This is a genomic window from Rhizobium rosettiformans (assembly GCF_016806065.1).
GTDB lineage: Bacteria > Pseudomonadota > Alphaproteobacteria > Rhizobiales > Rhizobiaceae > Allorhizobium.
In genome coordinates, this window is record NZ_CP032405.1 from 395081 (window position 1) to 415715 (window position 20635).

Here is a 20635-nt window from a genome sequence, read left to right on the forward strand (position 1 = left end):
TGTATCGGTGGCCGGACCGCAGGAGCCGTCCGGAATATAAGCGCTCAGCGCCCTTTGATCGCCGGACTGTAGACCATCAGGCTGAGGATTTCGAAGAGGATTTGAGCGCCGACATGCGCCGTATTGTGGTTCGCGTCATATTGCGGCGCGACTTCGACGACGTCACCGCCGATAAGGTTGATGCCCTTGAAGCCACGGATCAGTTCCAGCGCCTCGCGCGATGTCAGGCCGCCCACCTCGGGCGTGCCGGTGCCGGGAGCGACGCTTGGATCGAGGCTGTCGATATCGAAGGAGAGATAGGTCGGACCGTCGCCGATCACGGCCTTCGCCTTTTCGATGATTGCGGCAATGCCAAGACCGTTGATCTCCTCGGCGTGAATGACGGTCATGCCGGACTCGTAGGAGAACTCCCAGAGATATTCGGCAGGTCCGCGAATGCCGATCTGGATCGTCCTGACAGGGTCGAGCACGCCATCGAGCACGGCATTCCGGAACGGGCCGCCATGGTGAAACTTCGTCTGATCGAAGGCGCCGCCGGTATCGCAATGGGCGTCGATGTGGATCATACCGACCGGGCCGTGCTTCTTGGCAATCGCCTTCATGATCGGATGGGTGATCGAATGGTCGCCGCCGACGGAAAGCGGCACAACGCCTTGAGCAACCAGCTTCGTATGATAGGCCTCGATGTCATCATGGCTCATTTCCAGCCGGTAACGGCTGGAAAAGGGCACGTCTCCGATATCGGCGACCTTCAGATCAAAGACCGGCGCGCATTCGAGCACGTGATTGTAGGGGCCGATACGATCGATGGCCCGCAGCGCCCGAGGCCCGAAGCGCGAGCCGGGACGGTTGGTCACACCTAGGTCCATCGGCACGCCGACGATCGCGACATCGAGATCGCTGACCTCAGGATTGCGCTGATCAACCTGGCGATAGGGCGCGGACACGAAAGTCGGCACGCCGGCATAGGGGGCAGCGCGCGTACCGTTCGAGAAGATCTTCTCGCCCACCTTGGCAAACTTCGGATCGAAGATTTCGCCGGCCTTGTCGTTTCCGTATTTCTCGCGCAGCGCGGCCAAGCGCTTTTCGTCGAAAGTCATGTCTCGTTCCCTGTTTGTGAACGATGGAGAGACCATCGTCCATTTTTGCGGCACGATCCGCACCTGCCTTTATTGTGAGCATTAACCCGCAACAGACTTGGAAAATCAATTCACGATGTTATAGCAATCGATGTGAGAAAAATTCACGGATCCTGAACCAGTCATGGCAAGCCGCCTGCCCCCGCTCAACCCCCTGCGCGCCTTCGAGGCCGCGGCTCGCCGCGGCTCGATCTCGGCTGCAGCGCGGGAGCTGAGCGTCACCCATGGCGCGATATCGCATCAGATCCGCAGCCTTGAGGAAACGCTGAAGACCGCACTCTTCGAGCGCGGCGGCAAGCGGCTGAAACTGACGCCCCAGGGCGCGCTTCTCTTGCCGGCCGTCACCCAGGCCTTCGATGGCATTGCAGCGGCAACAGCGCTGATGAACCGCCCCTCGACCAGCGGCAGCCTGCGCATCTCCTGCGTGCCCGCCCTGCTTTCGCTGTGGCTCGTGCCTCGCCTCGGCTCCTTCACCGATCGCTATCCCGAAATCAGCCTGACGTTGACCTCCAGCAATGATTCCAGCCTGATCTATTCCCCCGACATAGACATAGCGATCCTCTATGGCCCGGGCGGCTGGAAGGATTGCTGGACACGGCTCTGGAGCACGTTTGATCTCTTTCCGGTGGTCAGTCCCACTTTGCTCAACACGCGGCCGCTGCGCTCGACCCGCGATCTGCGTGACCATGTGCTGCTGCATGGCGACGACGGACGCGAATGGCGAAGCTGGCTCGCGGCCGCCGACGAACTCGACATGCCAAAAGCGCGTGAACACTTCATGGGCGATGCGCGGCTCTCGACCGAGGCTGCCCGTTTCGGCCAGGGCGTGGCGCTCGGAGACAGCATCACGGCGTCCAGCCTGATTGCCGCCGGAGAACTCGTGATCCCCTTCGATCTCGCAGTGCCCGCACCCGATGCCTTCTATGTCGCGGCTCGCAATGACGTGCGCGCGGCCCCGATCGCCAAGGTCTTCATCGACTGGATCTTCGACATGATCGAAACCGAGCGCGCCGCCCAGCCGCGCCCGGCAAGCCGCCCTTCAGGACGAGGCCTGCCATCCGCCCGAAAACGCAACGCCAATACCACTGCCGTGCTCTCGGAAGAGAGCTGACAACACCGAGGACAGAGACATGCCCGCCGCCCCCTTCAATCCGCTCGTCGCAGATCTCTCGGCTCCGCCGGTGCCTTCGGTTTTTGCCTGGGCACGCGCCTATGATGGCGCGAGCGGCCCGATGATCGATTTGAGCCAGGCCGTGCCCGGCTATCCGCCGCATCCCGATCTCTTCGCCTGGCTGGCCGAGGCCGCTTCCGCCCGGGCGAATGCCGGCTACGGCCCGATCGAAGGCGAAGCGCCGCTGCGCGAGGCCTATGCGGCGGAGGTTGCTGCCGTCTACGGCGCGCAGGTCACGGCCGACAACATCCACATCACCGCGGGCTGCAACCAGGCGTTCATGGCAACAGTCTCGGCAATTGCGAGGAGCGGCGACGCGGTGGCGCTGACCGATCCTTTCTACTTCAACCAGGAAACCACGCTGGCGATGATGGGCATTCGTCGCGAGCTGATCCCGCTCGATCCGGCCACCGGCTTCGTCCCCACCATCGAAGGCATCGAGGCCGTCCTGGCGAAGGGCGTTAAGGCCGTGGCGCTGGTCTCGCCCAATAACCCGACGGGCGCCATCTATCCGGCGGACCTGCTGCGCCAGGCCTTTGACGCCTGCCGAAAGGCCGGCGCCTTCCTCATTCTCGACGAGACCTATCGCGACTTCCTGCCCGGCGAAGGCCGCCCGCATGATCTGCTCTCGATCCCCGGCTGGGAGGAGAACCTCATCCTGCTCTACTCCTTCTCCAAATCCTTCTGCATCCCAGGCCATCGGCTTGGCGCGATCACCGCCGGCCCCCGCGCCGTCTCGGAAATCGCCAAGGTGATGGACAACCTGCAGATCTGCGCACCTCGTGCACCCCAGGCGGCCGTTGCAAAGGCAATTCCGGCGCTTAAAGCCTGGCGCGACGAGAACCGTCTCGAAATCCTCAAGCGCGCCGAAACGCTGGAAGGCGTCATGGCCAAGCTTCCCGCATGGAAGATGGACTCGCTCGGCGCTTATTTCGCCTTCATCCGCCATCCTTTCCTAGGTCGCGGCTCGGCAGAGGTGGCCGAACGACTGGCGAAGAAGGCGGGCGTGCTCTGCATCCCCGGCGCCTATTTCGGCGACGACTGCCAGGACTACCTGCGCTTCGCCTTCGCCAATGCCGACAGCGCAACAATCGAAGGTCTGGTCGCCCGTCTTTCGACCTTCAAGCTGGGCTGATCACTTATGCAGAAGAGCGTGGCGATCATCGGCGGCGGCCCGGCGGGCCTGATGGCGGCGGAGCATCTCGCCGGCAAGGGCCATCGCGTCACCATCTATGATGCCATGCCGACGGTCGGCCGCAAGTTCCTGCTCGCGGGCAAATCCGGCCTCAACATCACTCATGCCGAGGACTATGCGCGCTTCGTCACCCGTTACGGCGCAGCCAACAGCCGGCTGCGCCCGGTGCTCGACCTGATGACGCCGGAGGCCATTCGGGTCTGGGCAGCTGATCTCGGCACGGAAACCTTTGTCGGCTCCTCCGACCGCGTCTTTCCGAAGGTGATGAAAGCATCGCCGCTCTTGCGCGCCTGGCTGAAACGGCTCGAAGGACTGGGCGTGACCATCCTCACCCGCCACCGCTGGACGGGTTTCGACGGAGATGCCCTGCTCTTCGAAACGCCGGATGGTCAGAAGCGCGTGACCGCCGACGCTACGCTTCTTGCACTCGGTGGTGCGAGCTGGCCGAAGCTCGGTTCGGATGCGGCCTGGGTGCCCCAACTAAAAGCCGAAGGCATTGAGATCACGCCGCTCCGCCCGGCCAATTGCGGCTTCGACTGTGATTTTTCCGAACACTTCGACAGTCGCTTCTCCGGCCAGCCGATCAAATCGGTGAAGGCCAGCTCTGCAGCGGGCACCATCCAGGGTGAATTCGTGATCAGCAAAGGTGGCATCGAGGGTAGCCTGATCTATGCCCATTCGGCGGCACTGAGAGACACGCTCGACCGGGATGGCCATGCCGCATTGATCCTCGACCTCACGCCGGGGCGAACGACAGAGAAGCTTTCAGTTGACCTCGCGCGTCAGGACCGCAAGGCCAGCTTTTCCACGCGGCTCAAGAAGGCCGCTAATCTCGATGGCGTGAAGATAGCACTGCTGCGTGAGGTGACACCGGATGCGAACCAGCTGGATGCGGAGGCGCTGGCACACCTCATCAAAGCCCTGCCGCTCCCTGTCAAACGCCCTCGCCCCATCGCCGAAGCCATCTCGACGGCCGGGGGCGTCGCCTTCGATGCGCTCGACAACCACTTCATGCTGAAGGCGCGCCCGGGAACCTTTGTGTCAGGCGAAATGCTGGATTGGGAGGCGCCGACGGGCGGCTATCTGCTCACGGCCTGTTTCGCTACCGGCATTGCCGCGGCCGAAGGGATCGGCCGCTGGCTCGATACGCAAAGCGGCTGACCTCAGCGGCTGGCGGTTTTGTGCGAGGCGCCAGGCTTACGGAACTCGACGGTCGTCTTGGCGACCGGAATACCGAACTTGGTGACGAGCGCCGTATTCAGAACCGTCCCGTCCTCACGCAGCACCATCTTGTCCCAGAAACGCACCTTGTTGCCCTGTGTCTCCGGGCTCAGATAGACGAGATAGTTAAAGCGGGCGACCGCCCCGTTGAGCGTCACCTTGGTCTCGCCGATCACATCCTCGCGGGTGCCGCTATAGGTAGTCGGGCTGGTCTTGGTGAAGCGCCAGGTCTTACGATCCTTCGTGCCATCATCGAAGACGAAGTCTTCGCGCAGCGTCAGCGTCTTGCCGTCCCATTTGCCGGTCAGATCGACCGTGAAGGTTCGCTTCACGCCATTAATGGCGCTGAATGAACCGACAGCCTCGGTGCGTCCCGTAAAGTAATCCTCGAACGTAAACCTGTCTGCCGCCTGTCCGGCGGACGGCAACAGGCTCAGGGCAAGCCCGACAAGGGCCAAGCTGAACTTGGGCATGGGTGCGTCTCCATCATTGGCGCGTTGTGCATCCACTACGGCGCCAATCGATGAACGGATCTGGGATTGTTCCAGGAAACGCTTTCGTGAAAGCAAAGGCTGCCTTCACGCCCATGTCAGGGATTGTCGCGCCTGAAGATCCAGTCATGCTCCGGATGGTTCTGGAAGCGCCACTTGCGCAGCGGCCCGGCCATGACGTTGAGATAATACATCTCGTAGCCATGCGGCACGCCGCAGGGGTGATGCCCCTTCGGCACAAGCACCACGTCGCCATCCGACACCGCCATGGTTTCGTCCAGCGAGCCGTCTTCGGTAAAGACACGCTGGAAACCGAAGCCCTGAGCAGGGTTGAGGCGGTGGTAGTAGGTCTCCTCGAGATAGGTCATCTCGGGGAAATTGTCCTCGTCATGCCGATGCGGCGGGTAGGACGACCAGTTGCCCGAGGGCGTGAAGACTTCCGTGACCAGCAGGCTGTCGGCGACGTCGCGATCTTCCATGGCGATCGGATAGATATAACGCGTATTGGCGCCCTTGCCGCGCTCGACAAAGGAGATGCCATCGGGGCCGATCTGCTGCGCTTCGCGACCGGGCATGGCCGGAGCAGTACAGATCGCGAGCACGCAATCGGTCGTCGCTTCCGCCGACCAGTCGCTGCCGGCCGGCACATAGACGCAATGCGGCGGGGTTTTCTCGAACACCGACATCCGATGGCCGAGTTCGCCGAACGCCTTGCCGCCGCCGGAAATTTCGGCCTTGCCCTCGACAAGGACGAGGATGACTTCCGTTTCACCGGTCTGCTCTGCAGCACGCTCACCCGCCTTCAGGTGATAGAGGCCGAATCCGACATAGCCCCAGCCAGCGCTCGCCGGCGTGATATCGTGTACCTTGCCGGTCTTGCCGGAAGGCTTGCGCAACAGATCCGTCATTCCTCGTCTCCCAAATTTTTTAATCAATCCGCGTCGGAACGCTCCGCTTCAGCAGCGATCCTGACACGCTCGGCCTCGGCCTTGGCTTCCGCTTTTTTCATCGTGTGATCATACATGAAAAGCAGCTCGTAACCCGCATAGAGACCAGCCACCACGAAGACCATCGCCCAGCCGGTGGCACCATTCGAATACTCCACCCCGGCCCAGGCCAGCGGCAGCACGACGCAGAGGATGCGGCGATAAAGCGGCTTGAAGAAGGGATGGGTCGGATCGAGGATCTGGAACTTCAACGCTTTGCTCCCGGCAGTCTTGTGAATGGGTCGCCTGCAATAGAGCCCAAATCCGTGTGCTGTCAAAACACGGGGCGAAGATTAAGTCCCCGCCCCGTCTTCAATTCAGATCAGACCGGCATCCTTGGCGAAGCCCTTGAGCGACTTCAGGCCGAGGCTCTGATACTCGAAGGGGTTGCGCACATCCGGGTCCTGCTCGGCCTCGATGACGATCCAGCCTTCATAGCCATGCTCGGCCGCAACCTTCAGCACCGGCGTGAAATCAACGCCGCCTTCGCTGTCACCAGGCACGGTGAACACGCCACGACGCACGCCTTCGAGGAAGGAGAGCTTTTGCGTGCGCACCTCATCGGCGATCACGGGGCGGACGTTCTTTGCGTGGATATGGCCGACGCGGTGCATGTATTTCCTCGCAACCGCTTCCGGATTACCGCCACCGAAATAGCAATGGCCGGTGTCGAGCAGCAGCTTGGCATGCGGGCCCGTGTGTTCCATCAGCTTGTCGATCTCGGCCTCGGTCTCGACAACCGTCCCCATGTGGTGGTGATAGACCAGCGAGATGCCTTGGGCAGCCGAGAACTCCGCCAGCGCCTCGACGCCAGCACCGAACTTGGGCCATTCGGCATCAGACAGGACCGGACGGTCGGCAAGCGCCGTGTCATCGGCGCCATGAATGGCGTTCGAGGTTTCGCAGACGATGATGACCTTGCAGCCCATGGCCTTGAGCACATCGAGGAAGGGCTGCATGGCGGCCTTTTCTTCCTCGATCGTGTTGGTGAGCAGGTTCAGCGAATGCCAGCCGGACACGAATTTCAGACCGCGCGGCTCAAGCACCGACTTGAGACCCGCCGGATCGGTCGGCAGCTTGTGGCCCTTCTCGATTCCGTCGAAACCGATCTTGGCGGTTTCATCCAGGCACTGTTCGAGGCTGATATGGGCACCGAGACGGCGGTCGTCATCGTTCGACCAGGCGATCGGGTTGGTTCCGAAAAGGATCATGATCAGGTTCTTTCCTTCAGAGCCGCTTCATAGGCTGCGCGGGCTTGATTGACTTCGGCACGGGCCGAGACTTCCGGCACCGCGACATCCCACCAGTAGCCGCCGGCCCCGGTGGTCGGATAAGGATCGGTATCGATGACGATCACAGTGGTCTCGGTCGCCGCGCGGGCGGCATTAAGCGCCGTTTCGAGCTCAGAGATCGACGATACCTTGTGGGAGCGCGCCCCCATCGATGCCGCATGAGCGGCAAAATCGATGGCGATGGGGCTGACATTCGAATGGGTATAGAGGTTGTTGAACTGCGCGCCGCCGGTGCCCATCTGCAGCCGGTTGATGCAGCCGTAACCGCGGTTATCGGTGATCACGAGCGTGATCTTCACGCCCATGCCGACAGCCGTCGCCAGCTCCGAATTCATCATCATATAGGAGCCGTCGCCGACCATGACGATGACGTCGCGATCGGGTTCGGCCATCTTGATGCCGAGACCGCCGGCGATCTCGTAGCCCATGCAGGAGAAGCCGTATTCCATGTGATAGGAGAGCGGCAGCTTCGACTTCCACAGCTGATGCAGCTCGCCCGGCATGGTGCCGGCGGCGCACATGACAACCGTGTTGTCGCGCGAGGCGCGCTGCACGGCACCGATCACCTGCATGTCGGTTGGCAGCGAATTACTGTCCTTGGGCGCAGCCGTCACGGCGTCCGCCTTGGCAAACCAGGAGGCCTTGAGACCGGCATCCGGTGCGGCATACGTGTGATCACCGAGCGCCGCCGAGAGCTTTTCCAGACCGATCTTGGCATCCGCCACCAGCGGGATCGCATCATGTTTGGCGCTGTCGTAAGGCTGCACATTGAGCGCCAGGATCTTTCGATCAGGGTTCTTGAACAGCGCCCAGGAGCCGGTGGTGAAATCCTGGAAACGCGTGCCGACGCCGATGACGAGATCGGCCTTTTCCGAAACCACATTGGCGCTTTCGGCACCGGTCACGCCGACAGGGCCGAAATTCAGACCATGGTCCCAGGCCAGTGCCGACTTGCCGGCCTGCGTCTCGACGACGGGGATCTGGTGCTTCTCGACAAAGGCCTTCAGCGCGTCGGTGGCGCCTGCAAAATGCACACCGCCACCGGCGACGATGACAGGGTTCTTCGCCGCCTTCAGCGCCGCAACAGCCGCTTCGAACTCGACGACATCAGGCTCCGGACGGCGGAAGCGCCATGTCTTTTTGGCAAAGAAGCTCTCCGGATAGTCATAAGCCTCAGCCTGCACGTCCTGGCAGAAGGCAAGCGTGACCGGGCCGCAATCGGCGGGATCAGTCAGCGTGCGCATGGCGCGCGGCAGAGCGGTCAGGAGTTGTTCCGGCCGCATGATCCGGTCGAAGTAACGGGAGACAGGGCGGAAGCAATCATTCGCCGACATCGTGCCGTCGCCGAAATCCTCGAGCTGCTGCAACACGGGATCGGGGCCGCGATTGGCAAAGACATCGCCGGGCACGAAGAGCACCGGCAGGCGGTTGACATGCGCGAGGGCTGCCGCCGTCACCATGTTCAGCGCGCCGGGGCCGATGGACGAGGTCACGGCCATGGCGCGGCGACGGCCGAGCTGCTTGGCATAGGCGATCGCCGCATGCGCCATCGACTGCTCGTTCTGGCCGCGATAGGTCGGCAACTCGTCGCGGATGCCGTAGAGCGCCTCGCCGATGCCGGCGACATTGCCGTGACCGAAGATCGCCCACATGCCGGCGATATAGGGAACGCCGTCCTCATTCATCTGGTTGGCGAGGTAACGCATCATCGCCTGGGCGGCGGTCAGCCGGATCGTCTTCATGCTTTTCCTCCCTTGGCGGAAACCGCCTTTTGGCGTGCCGCATCCCAAATCGCGCAGAGGCTCTGGTAACGGGCCGCCATGTCCTCCACGGCTTGACCATCCGTGATGCTGCCAGCGAGCCACTTGCGCGCGGCGTCGCCGAAGATGGTGCGTCCGACGGCGAAACCTTTCACCAGATCGAAACCGGCAGCAAGCTGGAAGCTCTCCTCAAGTTCCGCCTGCGGCGCATCGAGACCGAGCACGACGATGCCGCGCGTGTTTGGATCGTTGCGTTCGATGGCGTTGCAGGCATTGGCCCAGGACGCCGTGGTCTTCATCGGCTCCAGCTTCCACCAGTCGGGATAGACTCCGATTTCGTAGAAACGCTCGATAATCTTGGCCACCGTCTCGTCGTTACAGGCGCCGACCTTGGAGGGGATGACCTCCAGCAGGAATTCGAGGCGATTGCGGCGCGCCGCATGGAAGAGCCTGAGCACCGTCTGCTCCTGCTCGGACTTCATCTCCGGCGTATCGTCCGGGTGATAGAAGGCGAGTACCTTCACCACATGATCCACAGGCCATTCGACAAGACCGCCAAAATCCGGGCCGATCTCGGGCTCCAGAGTCAGCGGACGCGAACCCGGCCATTCCACTGGGCGACCAATCCAGAGACCCGTGCCGGCCGCGCGATAAAGTGCCTCACGACCGAGACGGCTGTCGCAGAGCAGGCCATAACCGGAATTGCCGTCGGAGACTTTAAGTGCCGCATCCAGGCAGAGGTTCTTGAAGGCACCGATCTTCTCCTCCGAAACGCGGGCATCCTTGGCCATGGCTTCGAGCTGCATGCGGTGGTCAAAGGCAAAGACCCGCATGGTCGACCAGTCATTCTTGCGGTTGGTCGACCAATGCACCTGCTCCAGAGCCTCGTCCTTGCGCAGCGCCTTGTTCCTGATGCCAGTGCGGAAGAAGTATTGCAGCTCTTCCCAGCTCGGATAGGCCGGTGTGCAGCCGTGGCGCGAGACGGCGAATGCACCGCAGGCATTGGCAAACTTCAGCGAGGTCGGCCAGTCCTGGCCGGTGAGCCAGCCCTTGAGCAGTCCCGACATGAAGCCGTCGCCGGCGCCGAGGACGTTGAAGACTTCGATCGGGAAACCCTGGCCGGTCTGGCCGGCATCGAGACTGTCGGGGATCGCACCGTCAAAGACCACAGCGCCCATGGGGCCGCGTTTGCAGACGAGCGTGGCCGAGGACACCTTGCGAACCGCCTTCAGCGCCTCGATCGTGTCGGTCGAACCGCCGGCAATGTGGAATTCCTCTTCCGTCCCGACGATCAGATTGAACAGATGCAGGGTCGACTGAAGCTTGCGCGTCACCTTCTCGGATTCGACGAAGCGGCTTTCGCCGTCACCATGACCGGCAAGACCCCAGAGGTTCGGACGGTAGTCGATATCGAGCGCCGTCAACCGGCCCTTTTCACGGGCGATCTTCAGCGCCTTGAGGACTGCCGCTTCCGTGCGCGGATTGGACAGATGCGTACCGGTGGCGCAGACGCAGCGCGCTTCTGCGACGAAATCCGGATCGATATCCTCTTCCGACAGCGCCATGTCGGCACAGTTCTCGCGGTAGAAGATCAGCGGAAACTGGTGTTCATCGCGGATGCCAAGCAGAACAAGCGCCGTCAGACGCTCCTTGTCCGTCTTCACGCCGCGCACATCGACGCCCTCGCGCACCAGCTGCTCGCGGATGAAGCGACCCATATGCTCGTCGCCGACGCGGGTGATCAGCGCCGACTTCAGCCCGAGCCGTGCAGTGCCGGCGGCGATATTCGTCGGAGAGCCACCAATGTATTTGTTGAAGGAGGCCATGTCCTCCAGCCGACCGCCAACCTGGGCCCCGTAAAGGTCCACGGACGAGCGACCGATCGTGATCAGATCGAGCGAAGCCAAGCGATGTCCTCCCTGTGATGCGGGATCTTTCGCCCCGCCTCGCGACCGCTCCGCTTTTGGAACAGCCATTCTTGAAATAGACTATAAATTCTATTTCTGTGAATTTCAATACGGACGTTCAGCCATCCTGACGCGCCGTGCCGACAGCGACGGACAGCGTGATCGCAAGACACAAAGTCGCCGACAAAGACCGGAAGGCGCCGAAATCCACTTCCGAGACGGACAGAAGCGTCGCCCCCATGCGGCGCAGCGGGCTGACCACCGTGTCGGTGACGGCGACGACAGGAATGCCGCGCGCCCTGACCTGTTCGACCAGCTCAAGCGTCTCGGCGGAATAGGGGGAGAAAGTGACGGCAAGCAGAGCATCGCCCTCCCGGATGGCATGATGATTGTCGAGCCGCCCGACGACACTGTGCAACATGGCCGGCACACCCATCTTCTCGAAGGCATAGGCCATGTAGCTCGCGACCGGAAAGGAGCGGCGCAGACCGATGATGTGGATCATGCGCGCCTCGGACAACTGCTTGACGGCCACCTCCATCGCCTGAGGATCAACGGTCTTGACGAGATTTTCCAGCGAAAGCCGCCCCGCCTCGACGAATTCGGCGAGAAGGGCGGAGGGCGATCCCTCGGCCTTATCCCGCAAGTGCTGAAGACGCGTGGAATAGTCAGGCCAGCCGCCGACGAAACTCTCGCGAAACAGCTTCTGCATCTCCGAAAAGCCTGTGAAGCCCATGATCTGACAAAAGCGCATGAAGGCGGACGGCTGCACGCCCGCACCATCCGCCATCTCCGCCACCGTGGAAACCGCAATGCGATCCTTGTTGGCAGCGACATAATCGGCGCATTGCTTGAGCCGCTTGGGCAGGCTGCCGGAAACTTCCAACAGCCGATCTTCAAAGTCCTTGATCGTCTGCGGTCCACCGCTCTCGCTCATTCGCTCCCCTACCCTCATCCGGACACATCGTCCCGCTTGACAGAAATCGTATCACGATCTAGCAAAATGGAACATATATTCCAAAACGCGGCATTTGCCAGCGCGAAATGGAACAGCTTTCAGGCGCCACCATCAGGAGCGTCCAACGACATCACGATCGCCTCCTCTCGATGAGAGACAAAGGCGCGACAGGGAGGAAATGAACATGCTCACGAGACTGGCACTTCTGGGCGCCGGCCGCATCGGCAAGGTGCATGCCAAGGCAATCGCGGAAGACAAGCGCGCGAAACTCGTCGCAGTTGCCGATGCATTCGCGGACGCCGCAAACGCCATCGCGGCCCAGACCGGCTGCGCGGTGAAGACGATCGAGGAGATCGAGGCCGACAAGGACATCGATGCCGTCATCATCTGCACGCCGACCAACACCCATGCAGACCTGATCGAACGCTTCGCCAAGGCCGGCAAGGCGATCTTCTGCGAAAAGCCGATCGATCTGGATGTTGCCCGTGCGAAGGCCTGCCTCGAGACCGTGCGCGCCGTCGGCGGCAAGGTCATGCTTGGCTTCAACCGCCGCTTCGACCCGCATTTCCAGGCCGTGCGCAAGGAGATCGACAAGGGCTCGATCGGCAAGGTCGAGATGGTCACGATCACCAGCCGTGACCCGGGCGCGCCGCCTGCCGAGTATATCAAGGTCTCCGGCGGCATCTTCCGCGACATGACCATCCATGACTTCGACATGGCCCGCTTCCTGCTCGGCGAGGAAATCGAAACGGTGCAGGCCTCGGCTTCGGTTCTCGTCGACCCCAAGATCGGCGAACTCGGCGACTATGACAGCGCCTCGCTGATCCTGACGACGAAGAGCGGCCGCCAGGCGATCATCTCCAATTCGCGCCGCGCCTCCTATGGCTACGACCAGCGCATCGAGGTTCATGGTTCGCTGGGTTCTGTCTCGGCCGAAAACCAGCGCCCGGTCTCGATCGAGGTCGCCAACAAGGACGGCTATACCCGCCCGCCGCTGCACGACTTCTTCATGACTCGCTACACGGCAGCTTATGCCGCTGAAATCTCTGCCTTCATCGACGCGCTCGACAACGGCACGCCGATGGCACCCTCGGCGGAAGACGGCCTGATTGCGCTAGCCCTCGCTGACGCCGCCGTCAAGTCCGCCAAGGACAAGTCGGCCGTTACCGTCAGCTACTGAGACGCAAGAGCTCCCGCGTAACCGTAAGGTCACGCAGAATGGAAACGCCGCCCGAACCTCCTCGGGCGGCGTTTTCCGTTTCGATCGCTGAGACTAGACCGCCAGCTCGCGCCGCTCGACTTCCGTCAGCATGGCAAGATCGAGGATCTTCTGCAGATTTGCGGCATGCCGGAAGCTCGGCTCCTGGCCATAACCGGAGCGGATCGCCGTGATGAACTTCTGATAGTTCGTCTCGACCGGATCGACCTCGATCTCCCGCCAGACGGCCTTTTCGACATCTTCCTGCAGGCAGGCCCGAAGACTTGAGCCGTCGAGCCGATGGATGACCTCCAACGCGCCCTTGTCGCCATGGACCCGCAGGCGCAACTCGTTGAGATGCCCCGTCGCCCAGCGGCTGGCGTGAACCACGCCCATCGCGCCATTGGTGAACTCCGCCGTCATGGTGAAGCTGTCATTGGCATCGAGATCATACTCGCCGATCCTGTTGCCAGGCGCCTTGTCGAAGGTCTTCAGCCGCGCAAAGACATGGTCGATGTCGGTCGCAGCACCGTAACCGGCAAAGTCGAGGATATGGATACCGACATCGCCCAGCACGCCGTTCGAGCCGTGTTTGGTGGACAAGCGCCAGAGCCATTGGCTTTCGGTCGACCAGTCGCCCCAGGCCTTGGAGACGAGCCAGCTCTGCAGGTAGGAGGCCTCGATATGGCGGACTTTGCCGATCTCGCCACCGATGACCATCTGCCTTGCCTTCTGCACCTGCGCGACATTGCGATAGGTGAGGTTGACCATGTTGACGAGACCGGACATTTCCGCCGCCGTCGCCATCTCGTCGGCCTTGGCATAGTTCTCGGCCAGCGGCTTCTCGCACATGACATGTTTGCCGGCAGCGAGAAGCTTGAGCGTCGTCGGATAATGCACCTTGTCCGGTGTGACATTGGTGACCGCATCGAACTCGCCCCAGGCGATCGCCTCTTCCAGCGAGGTGAAGGTGTGGGGAATATTGTGCCGGGCGGCAAAGGCGCGCACCGTCGCCATATCGAGATCAACAGCCGCGACAAGCTGCACATCGGTAATGGTCGAGAAGTTCATGGCATGGGTATTTGCCATGCCGCCGGTACCAAGGATCAGCAGGCGTATAGGGGCAGTGCTCATTTGTAGCCTTCCTCACCGGCTTGGTGCAGGCGCGGACCGCGCTCGGTAATCGGCTCGAGCGCCTGTTCGACCGGGACATTCGGCGCATCATGGACGGCCGAATAGCGCGACATCGGATTGTAGGCCCACTTCACACCGTTGCGAAGCACCTGCTGGACGGTCGCGTCGTGATAGGTCGGATAGGTCTCGTGACCCGGCCGGAAATAGAAGATATTGCCCGCACCGCGGCGCCAAGTGAGACCCGAGCGAAAGATCTCGCCGCCGGCGAACCACGAGATGAACACCGTTTCCAGCGGCTCCGGAACGGAGAAGAACTCGCCATACATCTCTTCGTTTTCCAGCACGAAGTTCTCCGGAATGCCGGCTGCAATCGGATGGCCGGGATTGACCGTCCAGATCCGCTCACGCTCACCCGCCTCGCGCCATTTGAGAGCACAGGGCGTGCCCATCAGCCGCTTGAAGGGCTTGGCAAAATGGCCGGAATGCAGAACAAGCAACCCCATGCCTTCCCAGACACGGCTTGCGACCCGTTCGACGATCTCGTCGGAGACCTCGCCATGTGCCTTGTGGCCCCACCAGACGAGCACATCGGTCTCGGCCAGCCGGGCTTCTGAAAGGCCATGCTCCGGCTCCTGCAGGGTGGCCGTCGTTGCCTCGATTTCGCTGTCAGTGTTCAGAGCCGCGGCAATCGTCGCATGCATGCCGTCGGGATAGATCCCGCGGACAATATCGTTTTCGCGCTCGTGAATGTTTTCACCCCAGACAACCGTTCTGATCGTCATCTGAATTCTCCTTGGTTAGCGCCAGTCAACCGGCCATCAGAAAAGCCTCGACGAGACCCATCGTTCCGTCAGAACTAGGAATGAATCAAAACGAAACTAGGGCACGAAGCGGAAAATTTGAAAGCGGTTTGAAGAGCCACACTTGCAGTTGGTAGCTTGGGTGTCAAACAGCCTCTATGTCAGGATTTATGTTCTCCACGGACACATATCGCGATCTGTGAGACACTGGGCAGCTCCCATATTTTGGAAGCGCTTTGACATCGCGATACAAGAATTGCCACAATGCGCCGACGCATGACATAAGCCGTGGGCGGGCAGCAATAGCCTCGCGAAGGTGCAGGCGAACGGATGAAGCTCAAGGACTTTGCCAGAGAGATCGGATTGTCACCGACCACAGTCAGCCGCGCGCTGAGTGGCTATCCTGAGGTGAGCGCCTCCACCCGCGTACGGGTAATGGAAGAGGCGGCACGTCTCGGCTATCGGCCCAACATCAATGCGGTCCGGCTTGCGACGGGTCGGGCCGGCGCGATCGGCGTGGTCATGACCAAGGCCGGCGACTACCAGTTCTCCGAATTCATCAGCGGCATGGCCGACCGCCTGAGCAGCGAGGACACCGACATCCTGATCACGCCGATGATCGGGCACGATCCCGGTGACGAGTTGCAGCTCTACCGCAGACTGGCCGAGAGCCGTCGTGTCGATGCTGTCGTCATCCACTCCCCCTTGCCGAATGACCCGCGCATCGCCCTGCTTGACCGATTGAAGCTGCCCTTCATCGTCCATGGTCGTTCCGTGACCGATGTGCCGCATGCCTGGCTCGACATCGACAATGAGGGCGCGATCCGACAAAGCACGGAGCACCTCCTCGACCTCGGTCACAAGCACATAGCCTTGCTGAACGGTCGTGAGGGGCTGACCTTCACGCTGGATCGTCTAAAGGGTTATAGACAAGCCCTCACCGACCGCGGAATCCCGTTCGATCCAAAGCTTGTCAGTCATGGTGACTTCACCGACGAAATCGGTTTCCGTTTTGCCCGCTCCGCGCTCAAACAACGCCCGCAGCCGACCGCCTTCGTTGCAGGATCGATGATGACGGCCCTCGGCATCTATCGCGCGGCGCGATCGATGAACCTTGTGATCGGCCGGGATGTTTCGGTCGTCGCCCATGACGATGTCTTTCCTTATCTCACCGCCGAGAACATGGTGCCGCCACTATCGACCACGCGCTCCTCGATCCGGGCTGCCGGCAAGCGCATCGCCGATCTCCTCCTGCAGATACTCGCGGGCCAACAAGCCAGCGACATTCAAGAACTCTGGCCAGTCGAACTCATTCTGCGCGAAACCAGCCGCCCCGCACCGGAGGAAGCTTCCGTATGAACAAGACAGGCAGGAAGCGGATCGTCGTCATCGGCCACATCAACCATGACCGCATCTGGCGCCTGACCGAGCCGCTGCGTGCCGGTGGCCGGATTGCCTGGTCATCGCGGGAGACACGGCTCGGCGGCGGCGGATATTTCACCGCGCGGCGGCTGCTCGACCTCGGACACGACGTGGCACTCCTCTCGAACCTGATGTCCGACATCCATGGCGAGAACGCCTTTGCGGAACTGCAGGATGCGGGCTTCGATACGTCGCTGATTGCACGACGTGACGGCGAGACGGATTTCGCCGACATCCTGCTGGACCCGACTGGCGAGCGGACCATCCTTTCCAGCGAGCGACGGCTCTCCCGCACGTTCATGCTCGATCACGAGATTGCGGCCGACGCCTTCTACGTCAACGCACCCAAACTGCCGGACACCATTCTCGCCTCCCTGAACCGCGCGCCGCTGGTCATCTCGCAGTTGCCGCTACGCGAGGGCGAGCTCCGTGCCGCCGATATCATGGTCGGTTCGAAAGCCGATTTGCCCGACATTCCCATCGCCGATGTCTGGGGCAAGGCAAGGAGGCTCGCGAGCAATCGGCTCACCCATCTGGTGATGACGGACGGTCCCGGCGCCATCTCGGTTTATGACGGAAACACGGAAACGCGAGTGACCCTCGGCCGGCGCGTTACCGTGCGCGACACGATCGGTGCCGGCGACACCTTCAGCGGCAGTCTGCTGCACACCGTGCTGGGCGGGAAGAACGTGGTTGAGGCAAGCCAGCTTGCCGGTGACGCGACCACGGCATGGCTTGAACGCCGAGAATCGCAAACGCGAAGTGCAACAGAAAAATCAATATCATAACATTTTTATTTGATCGAAATCCGGGAACTTCCTGACCCACCTCCGAGTTGCTGGGGCCAAACGGAGGAAGGCATGACAGAAGCCGATTTCACCTGGAACGTACCCGTCGAACTGGAACTGCACTGTGGGCTGACGAGGCGCTTTCTGAACGCGTATGATGCGCTTGATTTTCTCGACGCGGAGTGGCCGACAAGACGCGGCCCGGCCTATGAACGCGCCCTGCGGCTTTGCCGCAACGCCCTGCGTGGCGCTCGTGCCGCCGAGCTGGCACGCAGCGCCTTCATCGCGGCGGCAGACGAGGCCGGCATGCGCCAATGTTCAAACCCGCGCAAGCAGATGGTGAGCTTCCTGCCAAGAGCGAGATCCGCCGTCGCCTGATAGTCCCGACAAACGGATGGCCGCCGCCGGCGGAACGGATCGCCAGATCCACCGTCTGGATCCACTTTGAAGGGGAGCCGCTCAGCCGGCTCCTGAAATCAGCAGAGCGATCGTCTGCCCGTCCATCAACTCTCGCATCAGAAGGCCATTCCCTGCGGAAAGCAGGCGGTCAGACAAGATCTCCGTCCAGCCATGCCCCGCAAGAGCCTCCGGCATTTCCACAATCGTATCGCCCCAGAACTGCTCCGACGTCAGCCCCTCGCCCGCCTGAAGCATGGCGATCGGCAGACGGCAGGCGACCGTGATCGAAGCGGCACCGTCTATTTCCCGCGCAAACGCCACGGCCTGTGACTGGCGGGGACCCGTGATCGTCAAAGGCAGATACCGCCCCTGGAGGAAAAGCTCAGGATGCCGGTTGCGAAGCGACAGGCCTCGGCCGACGACCGCTTGTTTCAGCCAACCCTCCGCCAGCGCACGCGGGTCATTGAATGAGATCGGCGCCTCTGGATCGAAGGCAGACAGGGTCTCAAAGGGCGGCGGACGCCGATTGTCCGGATCGACGAAGCTGAAATCGAGTGCTTCGCTTCCCTGATAGATGTCGGGAACGCCAGGTGCTGTGAGCTTGATGACGGTCTGGGTCAGGCCGTTCGTCAAACCCGCCCAGATCAGCGGCTGGATTTCGCGCACGAACTCGGTGACGAAGTGAGGCCTGTCGAGAAGCAGCGTCCGGACATAGTCCTTCACGGCGGTCTCATAGGTCTCATCCACTTCGTTCCAATCCGTCCGCAGCTTTGCCTCGCGCAAAGACTTTTCCACGAAGGCTGAGATGCGCTCGGCGAAATCGGCGATCCCTTCGCGATCGTCCGCCGTGAGATCGACCGGCCAGTGACCGATCAGCGCCTGAAAGATCATCCACTCCACCTCGGCTTCGGGCGCGGGCTTGCCGTCGACGTCGATGACGGCATCCCGATTCGCCTTCCGCCATCCCTCGATCAGGCCCGCAAAGCGGGGCGCATCCTCGGCAAGAGCGAAGAGACGTGCGCGGGCATCCTCGCCGCGTTTCGTATCATGGGTCGAGGAGGCGGAAAGCCCTGATGGCTGCGTCTTTGCACGCCGCTGCATCTCGGCATGGAAATGATCGAGGCCGCCCTCTTCCGGCTCCAGCTCTCCGCCGACCTCGTTCAGGGCCAGGAACTCGACATGGCGGAAGAACAACGTGTCCTCGAGCGACTTCGCCATCAACGGCCCGGTCAGCTGCTGGAAGCGGCGACGGAAGAGATCGGTTCCGACGCCCCCACCCGCAAGGCGCCCTTCGCCTTTCAGAAGATCGGCGATGGACCAGGCCGCATCAGCTGCCATCTCGTCCAGTCGAGGTTTCGCGTCTTCAAGCACCTGATCGATGAGTTCTCGATCTTCGGTGCTCATTTCTCCCTGGGCTGCATAGGTCCGGTAACGTGGGAAGGCGAGGAGAAGCTCTTCCAGGGCGCGGTTCATCGTCTCCTCGTCGAGCCGGAGCAAATCGGCGCCCTGCCCGACCAGGGCCTTCACCTCACCGGCGAAGTTGACCCGGATCATACGAAGCTTCGCCTCACGCATCTTGTCCGCAACGGGCGTCTGTTCCCCAGCGATCCCGGTATAGGCCTGACGCATGGCGAGGAAGCCTGCGGGATCCAGCAGAACCGGAACCTGGGCCGCGATGAATTCGTAGCCGGTCGAGCCCTGCACGGGCCAGCTCTTCGGTAGATCCTCTCCCGTTGCCAGGATCTTCTCGACATAGATTGGAATGTCCTGCCCGACAGCGTCGCGCAGCTGCTGCAAGTAGCGGCCAGGATCTGCGAGACCATCGACATGGTCGATGCGCAAGCCGTCGACCTGGCCGGCTTGCACCAGCTCCAGCACCGTCCGATGGGCAGCCTCGAAGACGTCGGATGCCTCGACGCGCAGACCGACCAGGCCGGCGATTTCGAAGAAGCGCCGATAGTTGAGGCCCTTGGCGGCTTCCGTCCAATGCATCAGGCGAAAAGGTTGGAGGTCGTGGAGAAAGAGCAGAAACTCATGTTCCTGCGCCTTCGCCCGGAACTCCTCGAGCAGCCCGTCGCAACCCTGCTCGCGGCAAAGCGAAACGACGGCTTTATGGAACTCGGCCTCCTCCCCGGCTGTCGCCTGGCGCCCGAGATCCGAGAGCGGTGCGGCCATGGGATTCTCGCAGCTGGCGAGAGCCGCCGGATAGGTCGATGGGTTCAGCGGATAGAGACTATCGAAATAGGCGAGCGCGAGCCCCCCTTGGTCAGCATCGAGCGTGAGCGAGATCTCTCCATCCACCACCGCCTGCTCGAACGGCTTGCCGAGAAACGGAAGCGTGAGCCGCTGGCTCCAGTCGATGTCGAAATAGTGCCCGTAGCGGCTCGCCTCGCCCCATTCGATGACGCTGCGCCACCAGGAGTTCTCCAAACTGGCTGCCATGTGGTTCGGCACGATGTCGAGGATCAGGCCGAGACCTTCGGCCTTCAACGCGGCAGTCAGCCGTTCGAGCCCCTCCCGGCCGCCAAGCACGGGATCGATGACATTGGCATCGGTCACGTCATAGCCATGCGTCGAGCCATCGGTCGCGGCAAACACGGGCGACGCGTAGAGATGGGTAATGCCGAGGCGCTTGAGATAGGGGACGAGCCCGATGGCGCGGTCGAAGTCCATGCCGCCGCGAAACTGCAAACGGTAGGTCGAAACGGGAAAGGGCATGCTGGCATCCTTGGGGGTGGGGTGTCCGACCCGGACCAACGCCCACCAGCCTGCCT

18 protein-coding genes are annotated in these 20635 nt (G+C 61.9%); 7 read left to right on the forward strand and 11 right to left on the reverse strand.

Annotated elements, in window-relative coordinates; translation table 11 throughout:
* Window positions 1-44: 44 nt before the first annotated feature.
* Window positions 45-1100 carry an agmatinase gene (speB, locus tag D4A92_RS02015; RefSeq protein WP_203017759.1) on the reverse strand — a complete coding sequence of 352 codons (1056 nt, stop codon included), beginning with the start codon at window positions 1098-1100 and terminating at the stop codon, window positions 45-47.
* Window positions 1101-1263: 163 nt separating this feature from the next.
* Between speB and D4A92_RS02020 the strand changes: the two genes are divergently transcribed.
* From D4A92_RS02020 to D4A92_RS02030, 3 genes are read left to right on the forward strand one after another with little or no spacing between them, the layout of a single operon-like run.
* The gene (locus D4A92_RS02020; RefSeq protein WP_203017761.1) at window positions 1264-2250 is read left to right on the forward strand and encodes a LysR substrate-binding domain-containing protein; all 987 of its coding nucleotides are present in this window, start codon (window positions 1264-1266) and stop codon (window positions 2248-2250) included.
* A 19-nt stretch (window positions 2251-2269) separates the two neighbouring features.
* Window positions 2270-3445 carry an aminotransferase gene (locus D4A92_RS02025; protein WP_203017763.1) on the forward strand — a complete coding sequence of 392 codons (1176 nt, stop codon included), beginning with the start codon at window positions 2270-2272 and terminating at the stop codon, window positions 3443-3445.
* 6 nt (window positions 3446-3451) lie between these two features.
* Entirely contained in the window at window positions 3452-4666 is a 1215-nt protein-coding gene (locus D4A92_RS02030) for a TIGR03862 family flavoprotein (RefSeq protein ID WP_203017765.1), read from the forward strand.
* 2 nt (window positions 4667-4668) lie between these two features.
* Here D4A92_RS02030 and D4A92_RS02035 read toward each other — a convergent pair whose 3' ends face one another.
* The 7 genes from D4A92_RS02035 to D4A92_RS02065 form a co-directional block, all read right to left on the reverse strand.
* Window positions 4669-5199 (reverse strand): DUF3833 family protein, encoded by a 531-nt coding sequence (locus D4A92_RS02035; protein ID WP_203017767.1) that lies wholly within the window; start codon window positions 5197-5199, stop codon window positions 4669-4671.
* Window positions 5200-5315: 116 nt separating this feature from the next.
* Window positions 5316-6125 carry a 5-deoxy-glucuronate isomerase gene (gene iolB, locus D4A92_RS02040; protein WP_203017769.1) on the reverse strand — a complete coding sequence of 270 codons (810 nt, stop codon included), beginning with the start codon at window positions 6123-6125 and terminating at the stop codon, window positions 5316-5318.
* A 23-nt stretch (window positions 6126-6148) separates the two neighbouring features.
* Window positions 6149-6415 carry a hypothetical protein gene (locus D4A92_RS02045; RefSeq protein WP_203017771.1) on the reverse strand — a complete coding sequence of 89 codons (267 nt, stop codon included), beginning with the start codon at window positions 6413-6415 and terminating at the stop codon, window positions 6149-6151.
* 105 nt (window positions 6416-6520) lie between these two features.
* Complete coding sequence (gene iolE / locus D4A92_RS02050; RefSeq protein ID WP_203017772.1) at window positions 6521-7414, reverse strand: myo-inosose-2 dehydratase; 894 nt, start codon at window positions 7412-7414, stop codon at window positions 6521-6523.
* Window positions 7415-7416: 2 nt separating this feature from the next.
* Complete coding sequence (gene iolD / locus D4A92_RS02055; RefSeq protein ID WP_203017774.1) at window positions 7417-9237, reverse strand: 3D-(3,5/4)-trihydroxycyclohexane-1,2-dione acylhydrolase (decyclizing); 1821 nt, start codon at window positions 9235-9237, stop codon at window positions 7417-7419.
* Complete coding sequence (locus D4A92_RS02060) at window positions 9234-11162, reverse strand: bifunctional 5-dehydro-2-deoxygluconokinase/5-dehydro-2-deoxyphosphogluconate aldolase (RefSeq protein WP_203017776.1); 1929 nt, start codon at window positions 11160-11162, stop codon at window positions 9234-9236. The genes iolD and D4A92_RS02060 overlap by 4 nt, the downstream gene beginning before the upstream one ends.
* A gap of 118 nt (window positions 11163-11280) precedes the next feature.
* On the reverse strand, window positions 11281-12099 hold the full coding sequence (locus D4A92_RS02065) for a MurR/RpiR family transcriptional regulator (protein ID WP_203017778.1): 819 nt from the start codon (window positions 12097-12099) through the stop codon (window positions 11281-11283).
* Between the two features lie 205 nt (window positions 12100-12304).
* Between D4A92_RS02065 and iolG the strand changes: the two genes are divergently transcribed.
* On the forward strand, window positions 12305-13300 hold the full coding sequence (iolG, locus tag D4A92_RS02070; RefSeq protein ID WP_203017780.1) for an inositol 2-dehydrogenase: 996 nt from the start codon (window positions 12305-12307) through the stop codon (window positions 13298-13300).
* A 93-nt stretch (window positions 13301-13393) separates the two neighbouring features.
* Here iolG and D4A92_RS02075 read toward each other — a convergent pair whose 3' ends face one another.
* Together D4A92_RS02075 and D4A92_RS02080 are read right to left on the reverse strand one after the other, a co-directional pair.
* Entirely contained in the window at window positions 13394-14452 is a 1059-nt protein-coding gene (locus tag D4A92_RS02075; protein ID WP_203017782.1) for a Gfo/Idh/MocA family protein, read from the reverse strand.
* Window positions 14449-15234 (reverse strand): ThuA domain-containing protein, encoded by a 786-nt coding sequence (locus tag D4A92_RS02080; RefSeq protein ID WP_203017784.1) that lies wholly within the window; start codon window positions 15232-15234, stop codon window positions 14449-14451. Before D4A92_RS02080 ends, D4A92_RS02075 begins: the two co-directional genes overlap by 4 nt.
* Before the next feature lie 348 nt (window positions 15235-15582).
* On the opposite strand from D4A92_RS02080, the gene D4A92_RS02085 reads away from it, so the two are divergent.
* The 3 genes from D4A92_RS02085 (at window position 15583) to D4A92_RS02095 (ending at window position 17840) form a co-directional block, all read left to right on the forward strand.
* Window positions 15583-16611 (forward strand): substrate-binding domain-containing protein, encoded by a 1029-nt coding sequence (locus D4A92_RS02085; protein ID WP_203017786.1) that lies wholly within the window; start codon window positions 15583-15585, stop codon window positions 16609-16611.
* On the forward strand, window positions 16608-17462 hold the full coding sequence (locus D4A92_RS02090) for a PfkB family carbohydrate kinase (protein ID WP_203017788.1): 855 nt from the start codon (window positions 16608-16610) through the stop codon (window positions 17460-17462). Before D4A92_RS02085 ends, D4A92_RS02090 begins: the two co-directional genes overlap by 4 nt.
* 72 nt (window positions 17463-17534) lie before the next feature.
* A complete protein-coding gene (locus D4A92_RS02095) occupies window positions 17535-17840 on the forward strand; it encodes a DUF982 domain-containing protein (RefSeq protein ID WP_203017790.1) in 306 nt (101 codons plus the stop codon).
* An 81-nt stretch (window positions 17841-17921) separates the two neighbouring features.
* Here D4A92_RS02095 and treY read toward each other — a convergent pair whose 3' ends face one another.
* Window positions 17922-20579 carry a malto-oligosyltrehalose synthase gene (gene treY / locus D4A92_RS02100; RefSeq protein WP_203017793.1) on the reverse strand — a complete coding sequence of 886 codons (2658 nt, stop codon included), beginning with the start codon at window positions 20577-20579 and terminating at the stop codon, window positions 17922-17924.
* Window positions 20580-20635: the final 56 nt, after the last annotated feature.

What these genes read in the sequence shown, in the direction of transcription:
- D4A92_RS02095 (WP_203017790.1), top strand. Translation starts at nt 17,535, where the DNA reads ATGACAGAAGCCGATTTCACCTGGAACGTACCCGTCGAACTGGAACTG.
- iolB (WP_203017769.1), bottom strand. Translation starts at nt 6,125, where the DNA reads ATGACGGATCTGTTGCGCAAGCCTTCCGGCAAGACCGGCAAGGTACAC.
- iolD (WP_203017774.1), bottom strand. Translation starts at nt 9,237, where the DNA reads ATGAAGACGATCCGGCTGACCGCCGCCCAGGCGATGATGCGTTACCTC.
- D4A92_RS02025 (WP_203017763.1), top strand. Translation starts at nt 2,270, where the DNA reads ATGCCCGCCGCCCCCTTCAATCCGCTCGTCGCAGATCTCTCGGCTCCG.
- D4A92_RS02020 (WP_203017761.1), top strand. Translation starts at nt 1,264, where the DNA reads ATGGCAAGCCGCCTGCCCCCGCTCAACCCCCTGCGCGCCTTCGAGGCC.
- iolE (WP_203017772.1), bottom strand. Translation starts at nt 7,414, where the DNA reads ATGATCCTTTTCGGAACCAACCCGATCGCCTGGTCGAACGATGACGAC.
- D4A92_RS02080 (WP_203017784.1), bottom strand. Translation starts at nt 15,234, where the DNA reads ATGACGATCAGAACGGTTGTCTGGGGTGAAAACATTCACGAGCGCGAA.
- D4A92_RS02090 (WP_203017788.1), top strand. Translation starts at nt 16,608, where the DNA reads ATGAACAAGACAGGCAGGAAGCGGATCGTCGTCATCGGCCACATCAAC.
- D4A92_RS02085 (WP_203017786.1), top strand. Translation starts at nt 15,583, where the DNA reads ATGAAGCTCAAGGACTTTGCCAGAGAGATCGGATTGTCACCGACCACA.
- treY (WP_203017793.1), bottom strand. Translation starts at nt 20,579, where the DNA reads ATGCCCTTTCCCGTTTCGACCTACCGTTTGCAGTTTCGCGGCGGCATG.
- D4A92_RS02030 (WP_203017765.1), top strand. Translation starts at nt 3,452, where the DNA reads ATGCAGAAGAGCGTGGCGATCATCGGCGGCGGCCCGGCGGGCCTGATG.
- iolG (WP_203017780.1), top strand. Translation starts at nt 12,305, where the DNA reads ATGCTCACGAGACTGGCACTTCTGGGCGCCGGCCGCATCGGCAAGGTG.
- D4A92_RS02075 (WP_203017782.1), bottom strand. Translation starts at nt 14,452, where the DNA reads ATGAGCACTGCCCCTATACGCCTGCTGATCCTTGGTACCGGCGGCATG.
- speB (WP_203017759.1), bottom strand. Translation starts at nt 1,100, where the DNA reads ATGACTTTCGACGAAAAGCGCTTGGCCGCGCTGCGCGAGAAATACGGA.
- D4A92_RS02035 (WP_203017767.1), bottom strand. Translation starts at nt 5,199, where the DNA reads ATGCCCAAGTTCAGCTTGGCCCTTGTCGGGCTTGCCCTGAGCCTGTTG.
- D4A92_RS02065 (WP_203017778.1), bottom strand. Translation starts at nt 12,099, where the DNA reads ATGAGCGAGAGCGGTGGACCGCAGACGATCAAGGACTTTGAAGATCGG.